A 19301-nucleotide genomic window follows, 5' to 3' on the forward strand; every position below is an offset into this window, starting at 1 on the left:
GCGAGGGCGCCGCGTACGGATCGCCGCTAGTCCTGGGAGGTGGACTTCGGGCCGGGGGAGAACTGATCGACGTACTCCTGACCGGACAGCGACTCAATCGCGCGCATGATGTCGACGGTCATATCGCGACTGCGGATGGCCATGGGTCCGCTGCGATACCCGGTGGGCTGCACGAGCGGGCCGAACCGCACCAGCACCTTCGCCGGACGGATCCGGCGGCTACCGGGCGGCAATAACTTGTGTGAGCCGATGATCCCGCACGGCAGCACAGGTGCACCGGTCACCAGTGACAGCCGAGCCACGCCGGTTTTGCCGCGGTAGAGGCGGCCGTCAGGCGAGCGCGTGCCCTCGGGATGCATCGCAAACGCCCGCCCGTCTTCGAGCGCCTGCTGCGCGGCATCCAAGGACATCAGCGCCGCGCGTCCTTTCGCGCGATCGACCGGGATCGTGCCCACGCGCTCCATGAACTCCGCGGTGAGACGGCCCTTGATGCCCGAGCCGGAAAAATACTCCGCCTTCGCCAGAAACGTCGTGGGACGCCCCATCGCCAACGGCACGATCACCGCGTCCATCGAGGACAGGTGATTGGCCGCCACGATCACCGCACCCTCCGGCGGTATGTGTTCCTTGCCGTCAATCTTCAGGCGTGACAGTCCGCGGAACGCCGGACCAATCGCGATATTCCGCAGAAACCAGTCAGTGCGTACGTGCTTATCAGCCATGCTGGCCTGCCGAGATGTGACTGATGTCGGTATGTAGGCGGTGCTGCGCGATTTCCCGCTCGCCGGCGTCGAACGTGCGTCGCCAGCCGTCGCGCTCCCAGCCCGCCGAGCGTAAGAACGCTTCGGTGGCCTTATCGCCGGCGAGTACCCAGCAGATCATCTGTTCGGCGCCACCTGCCCGCGCGGTGTCGACCGCGGACGCCAAGAGCCGGGCGCCGTGACCGCGGCGTCCCCAGCGAGGTTCGACCAATATCGTCACGATCTCGACCGTCGGTGCCGCGATATCTTCTTCGTCGCTGTCGGTGGGAGCGATAGCGACGAATCCGACGCGCGTTGTCACCGTCGGGCCCGCCTCGAGCGCGACCATGAGTCGGTGTCCGGCATCCGGTGGCGCGCTGATCGCTGAACGCCACGACTCGGCTGCTGCCTGCGGAGTCATCGCGTCCAGCGCCGAGGCCGGTAGCTGACGCTCGTACGCCTGGTGCCAGGTCGCCGATTGAATGCGCCCGATCTCGTCGGCGTCGGTCGGCTGCGCGTCTCTGACATGTCCTTCGGCCACGTGACCACCTTAGTGCGCTTTGCCGGGCGAGTACGGTGCGACGCACGCCGTCGCCTAGGTTGACTCTCGTGAGACAGATCAGTGTCCCGGCCGCGCGGCGTATAGCGTTAGCTGCCCAGGGTTTCGCCGACAGGTCAACCGCGCCTTCGCCAGGCCCGCGCCAGTTCGCCCGGCTGTACGAGCGAACCGCGATCGTGCAGGTCGACTCGGTCAACGTGCTCACTCGCGCCCACTATCTGCCGGCCTTCTCGCGGCTGGGGCCCTACGATCGGGCCGCCTTTGACGCGATGGAGCATCCACGGCGGCGAGTGTTCGAGTATTGGGGGCATATGGCGTCGTACTCGCCGGTGCAGCACCATCCGCTGCTGCGCTGGCGGATGGCCGAGCACCGCACCAAGACGTGGGGATTCATTGACCGACTGGTGCGCGAGAATCCCGCGTACGTCGACGACGTACGGCAGCTCATCGCCGAGCGTGGCCCGCTCACCAGTTCGCAGGTCGATCCGCAGCGGACGGGGAAAGTACGCGGTGAGATGTGGTCATGGCACGATGCGAAGGCCGCTATCGAATGGCTCTTCCGCACCGGTGAGTTGGCCTCTGTACGCCGCAACACACAGTTCGAACGCGTCTATGACCTGACAGAGCGGGTAATTCCGCGTGAGATTCTTGATCTACCGACACCCACCTGCGACGACGCGCAGCGCGAGTTGCTGGAGGTTGCCGCCCGCGCGCACGGTGTCGCGACTGCGCAGCACCTGCGTGACTATTTCCGGATCACCGGCCGCCATACCGAGCGCTTGTTGGATGAACTGGTCGAGTCCGGAGCGCTTCAGCGGGTTCGCCTGCACGGTGTCGAAGGCCAGTGGTTCCTGCATCGAGACGCCCGGATTCCGCGGCACGTGCCGCGATCAGCGCTATTGGCGCCGTTCGATCCACTGGTGTGGGAGCGCGATCGCACCCAACGACTCTGGGACACCCACTACCGCATCGAAATCTACGTGCCCAAACCCAAACGGGTGCGTGGCTATTACGTGCTGCCATACCTGCTCGACGAACAATTGGCGGCGCTGGTCGACCTCAAAGCCGACCGAGCGCAGCGGTCGTTGCTCGTGCAAGCGGCGCACCACATCGGCACGCTCGATATTCGCTACGTCGCGCAGCGACTTAGCGAGGACCTGGTGAAGATGGCGCACTGGCTCGACCTCGTAGACGTGCGCATCGCCGACGTCGGAGACTTATCGGCGCAGTTGCGGTGCGTCGGCTGAGCGGCACGCCGCAACACTTCCTAGAGACCTGGGCGCTTCTGGATCGTCAGCGCGATGGGCTTGGTCACCGACGCGAAGAAGTCATTGCCCTTGTCGTCGACCACGATGAACGCGGGAAAGTCCTCGACCTCGATTTTCCAGATCGCTTCCATCCCGAGTTCGGGGTATTCGAGCACCTCAACAGATTTGATGCAGTCCTGTGCCAGGCGCGCGGCAGGCCCACCAATCGAGCCGAGGTAGAAGCCGCCGTGCGTACCGCACGCGTCGGTGACCTGCTGTGAGCGATTGCCCTTGGCGAGCATGACCATGGAGCCGCCGGCACCCTGGAACTGCTCGACATAGGAGTCCATCCTCCCGGCGGTCGTCGGTCCGAACGAACCTGAGGCCATTCCCTCGGGCGTCTTCGCCGGGCCCGCGTAGTAGACGGGGTGATCCTTCAGGTACTGCGGCATGTCCTCGCCGGCGTCCAGGCGTTCCTTGATTTTGGCGTGCGCGATGTCGCGAGCGACCACGAGTGTCCCGGTCAGCGACAGTCGCGTCTTGACCGGGTGCTTGGTCAACTCGGCGCGGATCTCGTCCATCGGCCGCGACAGGTCGATCTTCACCACGACGTTCTGACCAGTCGACTGAAGACCGGTGGCCTCCTCGTCGAGATCAGCGGTCACGGTCTCGGGTAGGAAGCGGGCCGGTTCAGTCTCCAACTGCTCGATAAACACACCATCGGCGGTGATCTTGCCAAGGCACTGGCGATCGGCCGAGCACGAGACCGCGATCGCGACCGGAAGGGACGCGCCGTGCCGTGGGAGGCGCACCACACGCACGTCGTGGCAGAAGTACTTACCGCCGAACTGTGCGCCGATCCCGCTACGGCGGGTCAACTCCAGGACCTGTTCCTCCAACTCGACGTCGCGGAATCCGTGCGCCGTCGCCGAACCGGAGGTCGGAAGTGAATCAAGGTACTTCGCCGAGGCGTACTTCGCGGTCTTCAAAGCAAACTCCGCAGAGGTACCGCCGATGACGATCGCGAGGTGGTACGGCGGGCAGGCCGCGGTGCCCAGCGAGCGGATCTTCTCGTCCAAGAACGTCATCATCGCGTCGGGGTTAAGGATCGCCTTGGTCTCCTGGAACAGGTACGACTTGTTCGCGGACCCGCCGCCTTTGGCCATGAAAAGAAACTTGTACGACATCTCATGACCGGGAAGCGTGTCGGCGTACAACTCGACCTGTGCCGGCAGATTGGAGCCGGTATTTTTCTCGTCCCACATCGTCAGCGGCGCCATTTGCGAGTAACGCAGGTTCAGCTTCGTATACGCGTCGTACACGCCCTTGCTCAGCGCCTTCTCGTCGATGCCTTCGGTGAGCACCCGCTGTCCGCGTTTGCCCATCACGATCGCGGTGCCGGTGTCTTGGCACATCGGCAGCACCCCGCCGGATGCGATGTTCGCATTCTTCAGCAGGTCGAGGGCCACGAACTTGTCGTTGTTACTAGCCTCCTCATCATCGAGGATGTTGCGCAGTTGCTGCAGATGAGCCGGACGCAAGTAGTGCGCGATGTCGTGCATCGCGGTCGCAGACAGTAGCTCTAGAGCCGCCGGATCAACCTGCAGGAACTGCTTGCCGTCCGGTCCCTCCAGGGTGCGCACTCCTTCGGTCGTCAGCAGTCGGTAGGGGGTGGAATCTTCCCCCAGCGGAAGCATGTCCTCGTATGCGAAGTCGGTCATTGCAGCTCCTGTCATGGTGTTCGCGCCGTGCTGGCCAGCTCGAGCGGCGCCCGAGGCATTGTGTCACCGCGCGCCGAGGCCGACGCGTCACACCCAGGCGGTAGGTTGGGTGACCATGGGTGAGCAGACAACACCGCAGGTCGATGTGATCGCGACAAGCAGTTTTATCCCGCCGGCAGATGTGCCGTTCGAGACCGATGCTGGCGGGGGACAGGCGTTAGCTGAGTTCGCCGGGCGCGCCTGTTACCGCTCCTGGGATAAGCCGAACCGACGTACTGCCACCAATGCGGGATACCTGCGTCACGTCATTGAGGTCGGTCACCTCGCGGTCTTGGAGCACGCCACGGCGACGTTATACATCCGCGGCGTGTCGCGATCGGTGACGCATGAGTTGGTGCGCCACCGGCATCTGTCCTACAGCCAACTGTCGCAGCGGCACGTCATCGCTGATCCGTCGTTTGTCGTGCCTGATCCCGTCGCCTCCGACGAGGACCTCGCCGACCTGTTCTCCGCGGCCGCGGGCAAGACCCGGCAGGCGTACGACGAACTGATGACCGGAATCGAGCAGCGGCTATCTGGCACCGAGGGCGCGGCCCGAAGCAAACGCGCACGGCAAGCGGCGCAGACCCTATTGCCAGGGGCAAGGGGCACCGAGATTGTCGTGACTGGAAATCTGCGCGCATGGCGGCAGGTCATCGCCGCGCACGGGAGCGATGCCTCCGACGATGAACTGCGTGAGTTGGTGATCACCTGTCTGGAACGGCTGCGGGGCAGTGAACCGAACGCGTTCGCGGACTTCGTGGTGACGGATCTACCCGATGGCCGTCGGATGGCTTCCAGCGCGCTCGTGACGGAGGCGTAAGCGATGACGATGTCGGTAGCCCGCAGCGAGCGCGAAGCGTTGTGCGACCTGCTAGAGGCGCTCGGTCCGGACGCCCCCACGCTGTGCGAGGGGTGGGCGACCCGCGAACTGGCTGCGCATCTGGCGCTGCGCGAGCGTCGTCCCGACGCCGCAGTCGGGATTCTGCTGGCGCCATTGCGACGGCACACCGCACGCGTACAAGCCCGTATCGGCGCACACGAGTGGGAGGACCTGGTCGCGATGCTGCGCACCGGGCCGCCACGCTTCTCGCCATTTGCGCTGCCCGGAGTCGATGCGCGCGCCAACCTCACCGAGATGTACGTGCATCACGAGGACGTCCGCCGCGCGCAGCCCGATTGGCAGCCGCGCGAGGGCGACGGTGAGCGTTACCGTGCGCTCGAGGGCTCCCTCATGAAGGTGGGCAGGCTGCTGCTGCGCTCCAGTCCCGTTACCGTGCGCCTCGACCCTGGCACGGGCCAGCCATTCGTTGCACGCTCACGCGAATCAGTTGGTGGCGTGACCGTGGTAGGTAGTCCCGACGAACTCACGTTGTGGTGCTTCGGCCGCGAAAAGCACGCTCGCGTAGAGCTGATCGGCAGCGAATCGGACGTCGCCGCGGTGCGTGCGGCTCACCGCGGCTTCTGAGTGGCACGGCAACGCGACTCGTCAACGAGAGAACGGTAGATTTGAGGAATGACTTCACCCAACGGCGCGGCCGCGCCCATCGGTCGAATGCTGACCGCGATGGCCACCCCGATGACCGCGGACGGTCAGATCGATCACGACGATCTCGCCGCGCTCGCGGTACGACTGGTGGATGACGGACACGACGGGCTTGTCGTATCGGGTACGACGGGTGAAGCACCTACGACCACGGATGCGGAGAAGACGCAGATCCTGCGTACGGTGATTGATGCGGTCGGCGATCGAGCATGCATCGTTGCCGGGGTTGGCACCAACATCACCGACCACACCGTGCACCTGGCCAAGGCTGCCGAACAGGCCGGTGCGGACGCGTTACTGGTTGTCACGCCGTACTACAACAAGCCGCCGCAAGAGGGCCTCGTCGCACACTTCACTGCAGTGGCGGACGCGACCGAGCTGCCGAACGTGCTGTACGACATTCCCGGACGAGCAGGGGTCCCGATCCACCCGGCGACGCTGCAGCGGCTGGGTGAGCATGACCGGATCGTCGGCGTCAAAGACGCCAAGGGCGACTTTTTCTCTGCAGCTGAGGTTATGGCGACGACGAACCTCGTCTACTACTCCGGTGAGGATGCGCTGAACCTGGCCTGGTTGGCTAGCGGTGCGGTGGGTCTGATTTCCGTTGTCGGCCACGCCTTTGGACCGGAGTACGTCCGGATGATCGCGGCGGTCGACCGCGGTGACCTGGGCGAGGCACGCGCGATCAACGCGTCCCTTATCCCGGCCGTGAAGCTCATTATGAGTGCGATGTCCCAAGGGGCGATCCAGTCGAAGGCCGCGATGCAATTGATGGGCGTGATTCGTTCGCGTCACCTTCGGTTGCCGCTGTTGGAGGCCTCCGAAGGCGAGCTGGGATTCCTGCGCGAGACGCTTATCGCGGCGGGTAAGAAGGTCACTGTATGAGCCGCCGCAAGAACGCCGGAACGCTCACCGACCTACCGTCGCTGCCGGCGCACGGTATGCGAATAGTTCCGCTCGGCGGGCTCGGTGAGATCGGTCGAAATATGGCGGTCTTCGAGCATGAGGGCCGGCTGCTCGTGGTCGATTGCGGCGTTCTTTTCCCCGAGAACGATCAACCCGGCGTCGACGTCATCTTGCCGGACTGGTCCCAGTACCAGGATCGGCTGGACGACATAGAGGCGATTGTCCTCACGCACGGTCACGAGGATCACATCGGCGCAGTGCCCTACCTGCTCCGGGAGCGTTCCGATATTCCGGTGTACGGCTCGAGGTTAACGAATGCCTTCGTCGGCGCCAAATTACGCGAGCACCGGATCAAGGCAACGTTGCAGGACGTCGCCGAGGGTGAGCGCGTCACGCTTGGCCCCTTCGAGTTGGAGTTCTTTGCGGTGAACCACTCCATCCCGGACGCGATGGCTGTAGCAATCCGTACCCAGGCCGGGCTCGTGCTGCACACGGGTGACTTCAAGATGGATCAGGTGCCGCTCGATGGCCGGATCACTGATCTGGCTGGATTTGCGCGGCTTGGGTTTGAAGGCATCGACCTGCTGATGGCCGACTCGACCAACGCTGAAGTGCCGGGTTTCGTCACTTCCGAGGAAAAGCTCGGGCCGGTGATCGAGTCGGTGATCCGCGAGGCAGAGCAGCGCATTATCGTCGCGTCGTTCGCATCCCACGTGCACCGGATTCAGCAGGTTATCGATGCTGCACACAAGAACAACCGCAAGATCGCATTTGTCGGGCGGTCGATGGTACGGAACATGGGTGTTGCTGGGGACCTCGGCTACCTGAATATTCCGCCCGGCCTGACCGTGTCCATTGATCAGGCCGCGCGAATGCACCCGTCGCAGGTCGTGATCATTTCCACCGGATCGCAGGGGGAGCCGCTCTCCGCCCTGTCGCGGATGGCGACAGGGAACCACCGGCACATCACGATTGAGGAGGGCGACACCGTATTGCTCGCCTCGTCGCTCGTCCCGGGTAACGAGACCGCGGTGAACAAAGTCATCAACGCGTTGGCCCAGTTGGGTGCGCAGGTCATCAGTAAGGACAACGCGCTGGTCCATGTGTCTGGACACGCCGCGGCAGGTGAGTTGCTGTATCTGTTGAACACCGCGAAGCCGAGCAATCTGATGCCGGTACACGGCGAGTGGCGGCACCTGCGCGCACATGCGGCGCTGGCACGCAAGACCGGCCTCAGCGATGAGCAGATCGTGATGACCAGCGACGGTGACGTCGTCGACCTGATCGATGGTCAGGTCCAGGTCGTCGGGCATATTGACTGCGGCATGGTCTATGTGGACGGTAACCGGGCCGGGGTCGACGAGAGCACGTTGAAGGACCGGCTGATCCTCGGTGAGGAGGGATTCCTGGCCTGCACGATCGTGGTCTCGACCTCCTCGCGGATGATCGTGCGCGCAGCGCACGCACACGCTCGCGGGTTCGCCGACAACCCCGAGATTATCGCTGCCGTTGAGCCGTTGGTGGACAAGGAAATTCAGCGCCAGCTTGAGGAGGGCGTCACTGACTCGCACAAGCTCGCTCAAGCGATGCGCCGCGTCATGGGTCGCTGGGTCAGTGATACTCACCGCCGTCGTCCGATGATCCTGCCGAGCGTCATTGACCTCTGAGCGGTGCCTCTCCAGGGGTGCCTGGCAAGCGATTGGCAGTCGCGGGAAAAAAGATGTCGCGTCCGGCTACTACCCTCGGTAGGTATGAATCAGCCTGCCATTGAAGCAGTCGGCCTAATCAAGAAATTCGGCGACTTCACCGCCGTCAATGATGTCAGTTTCGCCGTGCCGAAAGGGTCCGTCCTCGGTCTGCTCGGTCCTAACGGCGCCGGGAAGACAACGATCGTCCGGATGATGACGACCTTGTCTGAGCCCACCGAAGGAGTCGCTCGGGTCGCTGGGTACGACGTCCGCACGCAGCCCGATAAGGTGCGCGGTGCGATGGGTCTGACCGGTCAGGCCGCGTCAGTCGATGAACTGCTGACCGGTCGAGAGAATTTGCGCCTCATCGGCGAACTTTATGGTCTCGCGCCGAAGCAGGTGCGCGCGTTGTCCGATCAGTTACTCGAACAGTTCTCCCTCACGGACGCGGCGGACAAGGTGGTCAAGGACTACTCGGGCGGTATGCGCCGTCGTATCGACCTCGCGGTGAGCCTGATCGCGGCGCCGCCGGTGCTGTTCCTCGACGAACCGACAACGGGGCTGGATCCACGCAGCCGCAACGAACTATGGGACGTGCTTCGTGGGCTCGTCCGGGGCGGCACGACGCTGCTGCTGACCACTCAGTACCTCGAAGAGGCTGACCAACTCGCCGACAACATCATCGTGATCGATAAGGGCGCAATCATCGCGCAGGGCACTGCGTTGCAACTGAAGGATCAGTCCGGCGCGGCGCGACTGGTTGTGACGGTGTCGCATGCCGATCGTCTTCAGGAAGCGGCAGAAATCGTTCGCCAGGTGGTCCAGGACGTGCAGGTGGACGCGGATGCTCGTCAGATCACAGCCCCGGCGGAGGGGTTGGGGGCGATGACTCAACTCGTTTCGCTGTTCGAGCGCAGCGGGATGCCGCTCGACGACATTGGTCTGCAGCGGCCGAGCCTGGACGACGTCTTCCTCAAACTGACCGGACACCGCGCCGAGACCGAACCGAGCGCCGACGAACCGGCCGCCGCTATTTCCGAAGGGGCGCGAGGATGACCACGACGCCAGTAAAGAATCCGCCACAAGAGACGCCCGTACAGAGCCCGCAACGAGCGTCATACCCGCGCCAGATCCAAACTCTGGTACGGCGGAACCTGATCCACATCAAGCGCCAGCCCGAGATGCTGTCGGACGTGACCATCCAGCCGATCATGTTCGTGCTGCTGTTCGCATTCGTGTTTGGCGGTTCGATCCAGACCGGCAGTGCCGCTGGCTATCGCGAATGGTTGCTCCCCGGAATCATGGCGCAGACGATGACGTTCGCGGCGTTCGTCGTGGCGATCGGCCTCACCAACGATTTGCAGAAGGGCATCATCGACCGGTTTCGTTCATTGCCCATGAGCAGTAGTGCCGTCCTGGTGTCGCGTAGCGTGTCGAGCCTCATCCACTCGAGCATCGGCGTGGTGGTCATGGCCGTCACCGGGCTGTTGATCGGTTGGCGGATCCGAACCGACGTCGGGCGCGCCGCACTGGCTTTCGCCCTGTTACTGCTGTTCGGTTTCGCGATGATCTGGATCGGGATCCTCGTCGGGTCGGCGATCCGTACGTTGGAGGGTGTGAACGGCGTCATGTTTACGACGATTTTCCCGATCACCTTCCTGGCGAACACCTTCGCCCCGACGGAGAACATGCCACGCGTGCTGCAGGTCATCGCTGAGTGGAATCCGATCTCGGCGCTGGTGCAATCACTGCGCGAGTTGTGGGGCAATCTCGGCGGGACCGCAACACCGAGTACGGCGGCCTGGCCGTTGCAGCATTCAATCTGGGTCAGCATCGGCTGGTCCGTGCTGATCTCGTTGGTCATCGCTCCGCTGGCTCTGCGCGCCTATCGCCGGCGTACGACGGACTAATCACACCTGCGACACCTGGGGCCAATGGGGCAAATGTGACGGGATGGTCGGGTGGTGCACTAGGGTGGTGGGCATGGCAGCAGCCCGTCAGGCCCCTGCTAGCAAGCCCACGCGGCGATCGAATGCGCGGGCCGGCTCGGGAACGAGCCGGCCCCGGACGACCCGTAAGCCTGCTGGTGGCGGCTCTTCCCCTGAATCAGCCCGCGCGACCGAGATCGGTGGCTTTCCGAAGTTGGTGATCGGATTCTTCCGATCGCTCTTGTTTGTCTGGAACGCCATCGCTCAGGCAGTGGCGGGACTCTTCCGGGTCGGTGCACATCCGGCGATATTGCCGGACTCCTCGCTGGAGGAAAGCTCTCGTGGCAAGTCTGCGGCTGAGATAGCAGATGACGCGCTCGCGCGCGAACTCTCCAAGGGACGAGCGCAACACCGCGATGCCATCGGCCTACTGTTGATCGTCGTCGCGGCGGTATCTGCACTCGGCGTGTGGATGGAAACTGGCGGCGCCTTAGGCCGCGGAGTCGCGAACGCCCAGTTGTGGGCTCTTGGGGGCGTGGCTGCCTTCCTGCCGATCGTGCTGGTGGCCATTGCGCTGCGGCTGTTCCGATCCGCGGGCGATCCCGAGGCATTCGGGCGCTTGGCGATCGGCTGGATCTGCGTGTTGATCGGCGTCGTGGGCCTGTTTCATCTCGGGTTCGGTTCACCGACCGCCACCGACGACATTGAACGCGCTGGGGGAGTGCTCGGGTCGGTTGCAGCTCGACCGTTCGACGGCGGCGGTGCCCTGGTGGCGCTCGGCGTGCTCGTACTGGGCGCTGTGGTGATTTTCGGGCTGCTGGTCGTCACCGGCACCCCGGTTCGGATGGTGCCGGAGCGGCTTCACGAGCTGCGGGCGTGGCTGCTGGGCCAACCGCTCGAGGCTGACGATGTTCAAGCTGAGCCCGTTCCTCGCGGCCACGCGGCATCGCCCGATGAGATGGACCCGGACGAGGCGGCGAGCGTGCGATTGCGCCGCCCGGCGCGTCGGCGGCAATCGGCCAAGCGCTCGGTCACCGATGAGGACCTCGCCGAGCCGACAGCTGAGCCCGAGACCCAACCGGAACCCGAAGTGCGTAAGCGCGCCCCACGGACGTCGGGACGCAAGTTCGGTCTGACGAAGAACGCGGCACCCGAGGTGGCGACGACCGAACTGCCCGCGGAGTCCGCGCTGGATCCGGAGGGCGATGAGGCGCTGAGCCCGGTATTGCCGCAACCGAAGAAGGGCGCCGAGGCCGCAACGTCGGCGAATCCGGAATTCGTGCAGGGACCGCCGTCCAAGGCAGCCCTCGATGCGAAGGCCGCGGCGATCGTGAAACGCACCGTCGGCGACGATGGCGCCGAATACGTGCTGCCCTCGCTGGCGAACCTGAGCGTTGGGGCCGAGCACAAGACGCACACCCAGGCCAACGACGATGCGATCGCCGCGATCGGTGACGTTTTCGAGCAGTTCGGGGTGGATGCCGATGTGGTCGGATTCACCCGAGGACCCACCGTCACTCGCTACGAGGTCGAGCTTGGGCCGTCGGTGAAGGTCAGCAAGGTCAAACAACTGCAGGACAACATCGCGTACGCCGTGGCTAACTCCGCGATCCGTATCCTGGCGCCGATTCCAGGCCGCTCGGCCGTGGGCATCGAAGTACCTAACTCCGACCGCGAGTACGTGATCCTCGGTGATGTGCTTCGCGATGCGAACACCGTCGAGGACAAGCACCCGCTACTGGTTGCGCTCGGCAAGGATGTCGAGGGCAAGTTCGTCACCGAGAACATCGCCAAGACTCCGCACTTGCTCGTCGCCGGTGCGACCGGTGGCGGTAAGTCCTCAGCGATCAACTCGATGCTCGTGTCGTTGCTCATGCGTGCCACACCGGACGACGTACGACTCATCCTGGTGGACCCGAAGATGGTCGAGATGACGCCGTACGAGGGGATCCCACACCTCGTCACGCCGATCATCACCGACCCGAAGAAAGCAGCCACCGCCCTCGTCTGGCTGGTCGAGGAGATGGAGCAGCGCTACCAGGACATGCAAGCCACCCGCGTGCGGCACATCGATGACTTCAATCGCAAGGTGCGCAGCGGCGAGATCGCCACCCCGCCAGGGAGCGAACGCGAGTACAAGCCGTATCCCTACATCGTCGCTATCGTTGATGAGTTGGCGGATTTGATGATGGTCGCCCCCCGCGACGTCGAGGACGCGATCGTTCGTATCACCGCCAAGGCGCGCGCCGCCGGAATCCATTTGGTGCTCGCCACGCAGCGACCGTCGACGGACGTCGTCACCGGTCTGATCAAGACCAACGTGCCGTCGCGGCTGGCGTTCACGACGTCCTCAGGCACCGACTCGCGGGTCATTCTGGATCAGAACGGTGCCGAGAAACTCACCGGAAAGGGTGACGGGCTCTACCTCGGTCCCGGCGCTAGTAGCACCATCCGGCTGCAAGGGGCGTACGTCGACGATGCGGAGATCGAGAAGGTCGTCGCGTTGGTCAAGGAACAGCGCGAACCCGAGTATCGCGAAGAGGTACTTACCGCTGCGGCCACGGAGAAGAAGGAAATCGACGGCGATATCGGCGGCGATCTGGACATCGCGTGCGAGGCAGCCGAACTCATCATCACCAGCCAGCTGGGTTCGACTTCGATGCTGCAGCGGAAGTTGCGGGTGGGCTTCGCGAAGGCCGGTCGACTGATGGACATCCTCGAGACGCGCGGCGTCGTAGGCCCCTCTGAAGGTTCGAAACCTCGCGAGGTCTTGGCCAAACCGGACGACCTCCCGGCGGTACTCGCGACGCTGCGCGGTGAGTCCGACGGATAGCGCACACAGCTGCGGTTAACCTAGGTCCGTGAGCGATACGAGTGGGCAGCGACGAGTCAACGTCGTCACGATGGGCTGTGCCCGCAACGACGTCGATTCGGAGGAGTTAGCCGGACGTCTCAACGAGCATGGATGGTCGTTGACGTCCGATGATGCGGACGTCGTTGTGGTCAATACCTGTGGATTCATCGACGCCGCGAAGAAGGACTCGATCGACGCCGTTCTCGCCGCCGCAGACTCCGGTTCCAAGGTCGTGGCTGTCGGCTGTCTGGCACAGCGATACGGCAAGCAACTGGCCGAGAGCCTTCCCGAAGCAGACGCTGTGCTGTCGTTCGACGACTACGCCGATATTTCCGCCCGGCTCGATGATGTGCTGGCCGGCCGGTCGTTGGTGCCGCACACGCCGACCGATCGTCGCACGCTGCTGCCGATCTCGCCGATCGAGCGACCATCGGTCCACGTCGCAACCCCCGGCCATGGTGATCGTGGCACACAGTCGCCAGTCGAGGACCTGCGGGGACGACCCAAAAGCGGGCCGCGTGTGCTGCGTAGCCGCTTGGTCGGTGGCCCAACCGCGTCGCTCAAACTCGCCTCCGGGTGTGACCGGCGGTGCACATTCTGTGCGATTCCGTCGTTCCGCGGCTCATTTATTTCCAGAAACCCCGAGGACGTGCTGAACGAAGCCCAGTGGCTCGCTGACGATGGGGTGAAGGAGATCGTCCTGGTCAGCGAGAACTCCACGTCGTACGGCAAGGATCTTGGCGATGTGCGGTTGCTGGAATCGTTTCTGCCGCGGCTAGCGCAGACCGAGGGGCTCGAGCGGGTTCGCGTCGCATACTTGCAGCCCGCTGAGATGCGTCCCGGCCTATTAGACGTGCTGCTGGGCACGCCAGGGCTCGCGCCGTACCTGGACCTGTCTTTTCAGCACTCGTCGGCTAGTGTGTTGCGACGAATGAAGCGGTTCGGCTCTACCGATGCCTTCCTCGAGCTACTCGAGCAGGCGAGAAGGCTGGCTCCCGAAGTGGGTGTGCGCACGAACGTCATTGTGGGCTTCCCCGGGGAGACCCAGGAGGACGTCGCCGAACTCGAACGTTTTCTCACCGAGGCGCGCCTCGATGCCGTCGGGGTGTTCGGATACTCCGACGAAGAGGGAACGGCGGCGGTCACACTCGACGGCCATGTGGATGAGGCGGAAATCGCGGACCGGGTTGAGCACATCAGCGCATTGGTGGACGAACTCACTGCGCAACGCGCTGAGGACCGTGTCGGCGATCGGATGACGGTGCTGATCGAAGAAATCAACGAAGACGGAGCCGAAGGGCGCGCCGACCATCAGGGGCCGGAGGTTGATGGGACGGTGTTGGTACCGGAGCCCGGAGACCGCGCGATCACTGTTGGTGACCTTGTGCCGGTGAGGGCTATCGCGTCCGAAGGCGTCGACTTGATCGGCGAGTTCGCCCAGGACGTGTGATGGAACAACTCTCGCCGGGCGCGCCGGCGCGCCGCGTCAGCGTGTACAACATCGCGAACCTCCTCACCGTGATCCGGATCCTGCTGGTACCCGTATTCATCACTGCGATGCTGCAGGACGGCGGGACCTCAATCGGGTGGCGCTGGATCGCAGCAGGCGTGTTCGCGATCGCGGTCGCCACCGACAAACTCGATGGTGACCTCGCGCGCAAACACGGCCTCGTCACCGACTTCGGCAAGATGGCCGATCCGATCGCTGACAAGGCGCTCATGGGTGCGGCACTGATCGGACTGTCGATTCTCGACTTGTTGCCCTGGTGGGTCAGCATCGTGATCCTCGCGCGCGAACTAGGCATCACCGTGCTGCGGTTCCTCGTGATCAGGTTCGGCGTGATCCCCGCGAGTCGCGGAGGCAAGGCCAAGACCTTCGCGCAATCGTTGGCGATCTGGCTATATATCCTGCCGATCGACGGAGTCGTGGGAACCGTACGGTGGTGGTTGATGGGCGTGGCGATTCTGCTGACGGTGGTGACCGCTTTGGACTATGTCCAGCGCGCGATACGGCTGGTCAAAGGGGCGCCGGCAGCCCGCGCAGGTACCGCCCATGAGTGAGTTACTGACTCCTTCGACACAGGCCATTGCAGCCGAAACGATCGCGGCGCTGCGCGATTGCGCCCAGAGCGTGGGTACCGCTGAGTCGCTGACGGCAGGTCTGTGTGCCGCAGCCCTGACGACGATTCCGGGAGCCAGCGCCGTCGTGCGTGGCGGTCTCATCGTCTATGCCACCGCTTTGAAAGCGTCGCTCGCCGGTGTTCCCGAGGATGTATTGAGCCAATACGGCCCGGTCAGCGAACCAACGGCGCGCTACCTGGGAGCCGGCGCCATGCAGCGCACCGGCAGCGACTGGGGCGTGGGCTTGACCGGCGTTGCCGGCCCAGGTTCGCAAGACGGTCACCCTCCGGGCACTGTGTACGTCGCCGTACACGGTGCAGGCAGCACCGTCATCGAACTCCTGCGATGTCATGGCGATCGCGGGGAAATCCGCGATCAGGCTGTGGCCGGTGCGCTGCGGTTGTTGCTGCGACGACTCCGGGAACATCACGGTCCGGTGTTGCGTTGAATCAGTACCAACCGGTTGTTGGGTGCGTCAGGGTAGGGTTCTTAGTGAGCACATCCCGATGCCGCGCGTTAACCGGGAGGTGCCCCGCCCTACAGGAGGTCCAGTTGCTGCTTCTCCGCGAAGTCATCGGAAGCAATCTGCGCGCGCACCGCGAGGATCAGAAGCGCTCGCTGCGCGACGTGTCGGCGTCCGCACGGGTGAGCCTGGGATATCTCTCGGAAATCGAACGTGGCCGTAAGGAAGCCTCGTCCGAATTGCTCGCCTGCATCTGCGATGCGCTTGAGTTGGAGCTCGCAGATTTGCTGGACGATGCGTCCACCGACCTCCGCCATGCGGCGTTCATCGAATCGGGCAAAGAAACGTCGGCCGCCGCCGAGGTACGCCTGGTATTCGAGCAGGACGATCGCGAGGTCGTCCCGGTCTAGCCGGTCGCTTCAATGAGCCCACGATCCACGTTTCTTGATCCACTGGCATTGGTCGTCGGTTTCGTTGTCACCGTCGGGGCCTTCTTCTTAATCCCTGGTGTGACAGCGGCGTTACTGGCTGCGCTCGGGATCGGTGTGTTGGCCTACGCTGCCACCCTCGGAGTGCGCGCCCTACCACGCAGAGGTGCTCGGTCGGCACGTCCAGCGGTAGGGGCCGGCAGTGATTCGGCTGCCGTCGCGAGGGTGCGTCGTGGCTCGGCTATCGAGGCGTGGCAGCAGCGCGGGCATCGGACTGTCGCGAGCATGCAACAACTGGTAGCGAACTGTGAGTCGCCGATTATCGCCGGACAGTTGGAGAACGTGCTCTTCGAGGCGAAGTTGTCGTTGCCGGTGCTGGATGATCTGGCGCAGCAAGCGGCACTGGTACAGGCGAGCCTGCTCCGTGGCACGGGCAGTGATTTGAACGCTGATCACGCTCAGTTGGAGAAGACGCTCGCCGACGCCGACGCGACACTCGCCATCACCGCGGATCGCCAGGACGCCATCGACGCGGTGGCAGACCAACAGGACACACGGAGCCGCTTGCAACAGACCGAAGCTGGCCTCATCGCTCGGATGGAAGCCTTGGTGCGTGGCTTAGAAGGCGTATCGGCTCACATGGGCGAAACCGCGGCATCATCGGCCGCGACCGTGACAGGGTCGCCGATCGGCAGCGACGAGCACCTGCAGAGTCTGAGCGACCAGCTCGCCGGTCTGCAGGCCGGTATCTCCGAATCCCGCCAGTACTCGGCGCAGATCACGCCGACACAACCGGAATAATTGGTACGGTCCCGCGATAACATCGAGTTCAGTCGCACTACGTTCCGCACATAATCGACCGCAGACACACATCGACCGGGAGGATGCGCCGCAATGGCCAACCCATTCGTGAAGTTTTGGAAGTACCTCATGGCCGCGTTCGGCGCCAAGGTCGATGAGATGGCTGATCCGAAGATCCAGATTCAGCAGGCAATCGAGGATGCGCAGAAACAGCACCAGGAGTTGTCACAGCAGGCCGCGGCCGTCATCGGCAACCAACGGCAGCTGGAGATGAAGCTTAACCGCCAGATGAACGAGGTCGAGAAGGCGCAGGCGAACGCTCGCCAGGCACTCACTCTCGCGGACAAAGCCCGTGCCGAAGGCAACGAGGCCGAAGCGCAGAAGTACGAGGAGACGGCCCAGACGTTCGCGACGAAGCTGGTGGCTGCCGAGCAGCAGATGGAAGACCTCAAGCAGATGCACGACCAGTCTCTGGTTGCCGCGCAGAAGGCCAAGGAAGCCGTCGATCAGAACCAGCATCGACTAAAGACCAAGCTTGCCGAGCGGACGAAGCTGTTGAGCCAGCTGGAGCAGGCGAAGATGCAGGAGCAGGTCTCGGCTTCGCTGAACCGGATGAGCGAGTTGTCCGCACCGGGCAACGTCCCGTCGTTGGACGAGGTTCGCGACAAGATCGAGCGTCGGTACGCGAATGCGCTCGGATCGACCGAACTGCACGAGAACTCGGCCGAGGGTCGGGCACTTGAAGTGGAGCGTTCGACGCTGGACATGGCAGGACATGCCCGCCTCGACCAGTTGCGCGCGAGCATGGGCGGCAACAAACTCGGCGGCTCCACCAGCGGCTCGGCGGCGCCCACGGCGACACCGGCCCCCGCGCAGCCGACCACTCCGCAGCGTCAGGCTGACGGTACGGCTCAGTAGATTCCGATCCCGTTCAGTAGCGGCGGTCTCGCGGTGGAATCCACCGCGAGACCGCCGCTTTCGGGTCTAATAGAAGGGCGCGAGCACGGCGCGACGCGTTACGACGACGAGGAATGGGCATGACCTCCCCACGCAAGAATGACAACCTGTGGAGTGACCTTGCGGCCACGGTCGTACAGCAGATCGCCGACCGGGTACGCAAGGTGAACGATTCGTACCCACCGCCGCGGCAATCGCAGGCGTCTCGGGACGACTCTTCTTCGGGGCCGTCCGATACCAGCCGGAACTTCGCTGAGGACGACGTCACGGGCTCCGGGAGCACCCGAGCTCAGCCTGACCAACCGTCGCGCACCTCGTCGCAGTCGGTGGCGTCGCTGGCCGGCGAACTCAAGCAGTTGATGGCGACCGGAATCCGGATGTCCACCAGCCAGGCCAGAGATTACAAGGAAATGCTGCAAGAGCACGCGGCTGAGCGTGAGCGCAAGCGCCTCGAGGCGCCGATGCGTAAGGCGCAAGGTAGCGCGCGCCGGAACAAGGCCGGTGCGGTAACCCTGGGCGTGTTGTCGCTCGGCGGACTCGCTGGCACCGCGAGTGCCGCGGTCGCGGACAAGCCACCAGCGGCCGTGTCCTCCGGCGTCGTTACGGCAGGTGTCGGTGCCGGTGCGTTTGCATTGGCGCGGCGAGGTCGCCGCTACCAGAAATTGGCCGATGAGGAGGCGCAGCGTCTCGGTGCCGCATCGGCCCAGGCGGTGTCGCTGCGCGGCGCTTCGGCGTACTCGATACCACTACCGGACCGTGCCTCGCTCGCGTACGAGCCGACGCGGCGGCTCGTTGCGCAGAAGAAGGCGCTGGCTGAATTGCTCCCGGACGTCGAAGCTATAGCGCCCGAGTTGGGCGAACTAGCGCGCGAGAGCGAAGAGGCGTTGTCGGCGTACGCCGAACGGGTGATCAAACTTGAACGAGCCCAGGGCGCCGCGGGCGATCCGCGCTCGCTCGATGCTGCACTGGCGCGCGCGGTGGCACAGTACGAGGACGGAGTGGACGCACATCAGAAACTCGTTGAGGCTGCAGCGACTGTCTTGGGTGAGATGAGTGGGGCAGGGTGGAGTGACCCCACCAGTCATTCGATGAGCGATGCGGCGGACCGCTTGCAGGGGCTCGCCGAGGGGTTGCGCCAAGTCAATTACGACATTCCGATGCAGCGCTCCTGGGACGAACCGCACTCGACTCCGACGAGATCACAACCGCCATCTTCGCCGCGGTCGCGACCGTCTGCGCCGCGAGCCGGACGTACGCAGAACCGGCAGCGGGGCCTCGCTGACTGAGCGATATCCTTACCGCC

The 19301-nt window shown here is 64.2% G+C and carries 18 protein-coding genes; 15 read left to right on the forward strand and 3 right to left on the reverse strand.

The features are described 5' to 3' along the window. Positions 1 to 26: 26 nt before the first annotated feature. Positions 27 to 722, reverse strand: coding sequence for a lysophospholipid acyltransferase family protein (locus tag E1H16_RS07885; protein WP_134323155.1), 696 nt, complete (start codon positions 720 to 722; stop codon positions 27 to 29). Continuing rightward, on the reverse strand, positions 715 to 1281 hold the full coding sequence (locus E1H16_RS07890) for a GNAT family N-acetyltransferase (protein ID WP_134323156.1): 567 nt from the start codon (positions 1279 to 1281) through the stop codon (positions 715 to 717). The genes E1H16_RS07885 and E1H16_RS07890 overlap by 8 nt, the downstream gene beginning before the upstream one ends. A 68-nt stretch (positions 1282 to 1349) precedes the next feature. Between E1H16_RS07890 and E1H16_RS07895 the strand changes: the two genes are divergently transcribed. After that, positions 1350 to 2546, forward strand: coding sequence for a winged helix-turn-helix domain-containing protein (locus E1H16_RS07895; protein WP_243837784.1), 1197 nt, complete (start codon positions 1350 to 1352; stop codon positions 2544 to 2546). Positions 2547 to 2566: 20 nt separating this feature from the next. Here E1H16_RS07895 and E1H16_RS07900 read toward each other — a convergent pair whose 3' ends face one another. Then, the gene (locus tag E1H16_RS07900; RefSeq protein ID WP_134323158.1) at positions 2567 to 4267 is read right to left on the reverse strand and encodes a fumarate hydratase; all 1701 of its coding nucleotides are present in this window, start codon (positions 4265 to 4267) and stop codon (positions 2567 to 2569) included. Positions 4268 to 4382: 115 nt separating this feature from the next. Here E1H16_RS07900 and thyX point away from each other — a divergent pair, with 115 nt between their 5' ends. From thyX to pspM, 14 genes are all read left to right on the forward strand, one after another. Then, positions 4383 to 5129, forward strand: coding sequence for an FAD-dependent thymidylate synthase (thyX, locus tag E1H16_RS07905; RefSeq protein WP_134323159.1), 747 nt, complete (start codon positions 4383 to 4385; stop codon positions 5127 to 5129). A gap of 3 nt (positions 5130 to 5132) precedes the next feature. Continuing rightward, positions 5133 to 5774, forward strand: a complete 642-nt coding sequence (locus E1H16_RS07910; RefSeq protein ID WP_243837785.1) for a TIGR03085 family metal-binding protein — start codon at positions 5133 to 5135, stop codon at positions 5772 to 5774. A gap of 48 nt (positions 5775 to 5822) precedes the next feature. Further along, positions 5823 to 6737, forward strand: a complete 915-nt coding sequence (dapA, locus tag E1H16_RS07915) for a 4-hydroxy-tetrahydrodipicolinate synthase (protein WP_134323160.1) — start codon at positions 5823 to 5825, stop codon at positions 6735 to 6737. Then, complete coding sequence (locus E1H16_RS07920) at positions 6734 to 8425, forward strand: ribonuclease J (protein WP_208378925.1); 1692 nt, start codon at positions 6734 to 6736, stop codon at positions 8423 to 8425. Before dapA ends, E1H16_RS07920 begins: the two co-directional genes overlap by 4 nt. Positions 8426 to 8509: 84 nt before the next feature. Beyond that, positions 8510 to 9502 (forward strand): ATP-binding cassette domain-containing protein, encoded by a 993-nt coding sequence (locus E1H16_RS07925; RefSeq protein WP_134323161.1) that lies wholly within the window; start codon positions 8510 to 8512, stop codon positions 9500 to 9502. Further along, positions 9499 to 10356 carry an ABC transporter permease gene (locus E1H16_RS07930; RefSeq protein WP_134323162.1) on the forward strand — a complete coding sequence of 286 codons (858 nt, stop codon included), beginning with the start codon at positions 9499 to 9501 and terminating at the stop codon, positions 10354 to 10356. Before E1H16_RS07925 ends, E1H16_RS07930 begins: the two co-directional genes overlap by 4 nt. A 73-nt stretch (positions 10357 to 10429) precedes the next feature. Further along, the gene (locus E1H16_RS07935) at positions 10430 to 13207 is read left to right on the forward strand and encodes a DNA translocase FtsK (protein ID WP_166741667.1); all 2778 of its coding nucleotides are present in this window, start codon (positions 10430 to 10432) and stop codon (positions 13205 to 13207) included. 28 nt (positions 13208 to 13235) lie between these two features. Beyond that, a complete protein-coding gene (gene rimO, locus E1H16_RS07940) occupies positions 13236 to 14678 on the forward strand; it encodes a 30S ribosomal protein S12 methylthiotransferase RimO (RefSeq protein ID WP_243837786.1) in 1443 nt (480 codons plus the stop codon). Further along, positions 14678 to 15289, forward strand: coding sequence for a CDP-diacylglycerol--glycerol-3-phosphate 3-phosphatidyltransferase (gene pgsA, locus E1H16_RS07945; protein WP_134323163.1), 612 nt, complete (start codon positions 14678 to 14680; stop codon positions 15287 to 15289). Before rimO ends, pgsA begins: the two co-directional genes overlap by 1 nt. Beyond that, a complete protein-coding gene (locus E1H16_RS07950; protein ID WP_134323164.1) occupies positions 15282 to 15797 on the forward strand; it encodes a CinA family protein in 516 nt (171 codons plus the stop codon). The genes pgsA and E1H16_RS07950 overlap by 8 nt, the downstream gene beginning before the upstream one ends. A gap of 104 nt (positions 15798 to 15901) precedes the next feature. Then, positions 15902 to 16222 (forward strand): helix-turn-helix domain-containing protein, encoded by a 321-nt coding sequence (locus E1H16_RS18755; protein WP_279586363.1) that lies wholly within the window; start codon positions 15902 to 15904, stop codon positions 16220 to 16222. Positions 16223 to 16234: 12 nt separating this feature from the next. Continuing rightward, positions 16235 to 17041 (forward strand): hypothetical protein, encoded by an 807-nt coding sequence (locus E1H16_RS07960; RefSeq protein ID WP_134323166.1) that lies wholly within the window; start codon positions 16235 to 16237, stop codon positions 17039 to 17041. A 93-nt stretch (positions 17042 to 17134) separates the two neighbouring features. Next, positions 17135 to 17959 carry a PspA/IM30 family protein gene (locus E1H16_RS07965; RefSeq protein WP_134323167.1) on the forward strand — a complete coding sequence of 275 codons (825 nt, stop codon included), beginning with the start codon at positions 17135 to 17137 and terminating at the stop codon, positions 17957 to 17959. A gap of 119 nt (positions 17960 to 18078) precedes the next feature. Next, a complete protein-coding gene (gene pspM / locus E1H16_RS07970; RefSeq protein ID WP_134323168.1) occupies positions 18079 to 19284 on the forward strand; it encodes a phage shock envelope stress response protein PspM in 1206 nt (401 codons plus the stop codon). Positions 19285 to 19301: the final 17 nt, after the last annotated feature.

This window comes from Cumulibacter soli (genome assembly GCF_004382795.1).
Lineage (GTDB): Bacteria > Actinomycetota > Actinomycetes > Mycobacteriales > Antricoccaceae > Cumulibacter > Cumulibacter soli.

Excerpts from the sequence above, each read along its gene's own strand:
- pspM (WP_134323168.1), top strand. The coding sequence starts at position 18,079 with ATGACCTCCCCACGCAAGAATGACAACCTGTGGAGTGACCTTGCGGCC.
- E1H16_RS07935 (WP_166741667.1), top strand. The coding sequence starts at position 10,430 with ATGGCAGCAGCCCGTCAGGCCCCTGCTAGCAAGCCCACGCGGCGATCG.
- dapA (WP_134323160.1), top strand. The coding sequence starts at position 5,823 with ATGACTTCACCCAACGGCGCGGCCGCGCCCATCGGTCGAATGCTGACC.
- E1H16_RS07885 (WP_134323155.1), bottom strand. The coding sequence starts at position 722 with ATGGCTGATAAGCACGTACGCACTGACTGGTTTCTGCGGAATATCGCG.
- pgsA (WP_134323163.1), top strand. The coding sequence starts at position 14,678 with ATGGAACAACTCTCGCCGGGCGCGCCGGCGCGCCGCGTCAGCGTGTAC.
- E1H16_RS07930 (WP_134323162.1), top strand. The coding sequence starts at position 9,499 with ATGACCACGACGCCAGTAAAGAATCCGCCACAAGAGACGCCCGTACAG.
- E1H16_RS07925 (WP_134323161.1), top strand. The coding sequence starts at position 8,510 with ATGAATCAGCCTGCCATTGAAGCAGTCGGCCTAATCAAGAAATTCGGC.
- E1H16_RS07965 (WP_134323167.1), top strand. The coding sequence starts at position 17,135 with ATGGCCAACCCATTCGTGAAGTTTTGGAAGTACCTCATGGCCGCGTTC.
- E1H16_RS07910 (WP_243837785.1), top strand. The coding sequence starts at position 5,133 with ATGACGATGTCGGTAGCCCGCAGCGAGCGCGAAGCGTTGTGCGACCTG.
- thyX (WP_134323159.1), top strand. The coding sequence starts at position 4,383 with ATGGGTGAGCAGACAACACCGCAGGTCGATGTGATCGCGACAAGCAGT.
- E1H16_RS07900 (WP_134323158.1), bottom strand. The coding sequence starts at position 4,267 with ATGACCGACTTCGCATACGAGGACATGCTTCCGCTGGGGGAAGATTCC.
- E1H16_RS07960 (WP_134323166.1), top strand. The coding sequence starts at position 16,235 with ATGAGCCCACGATCCACGTTTCTTGATCCACTGGCATTGGTCGTCGGT.
- E1H16_RS07950 (WP_134323164.1), top strand. The coding sequence starts at position 15,282 with ATGAGTGAGTTACTGACTCCTTCGACACAGGCCATTGCAGCCGAAACG.
- E1H16_RS07920 (WP_208378925.1), top strand. The coding sequence starts at position 6,734 with ATGAGCCGCCGCAAGAACGCCGGAACGCTCACCGACCTACCGTCGCTG.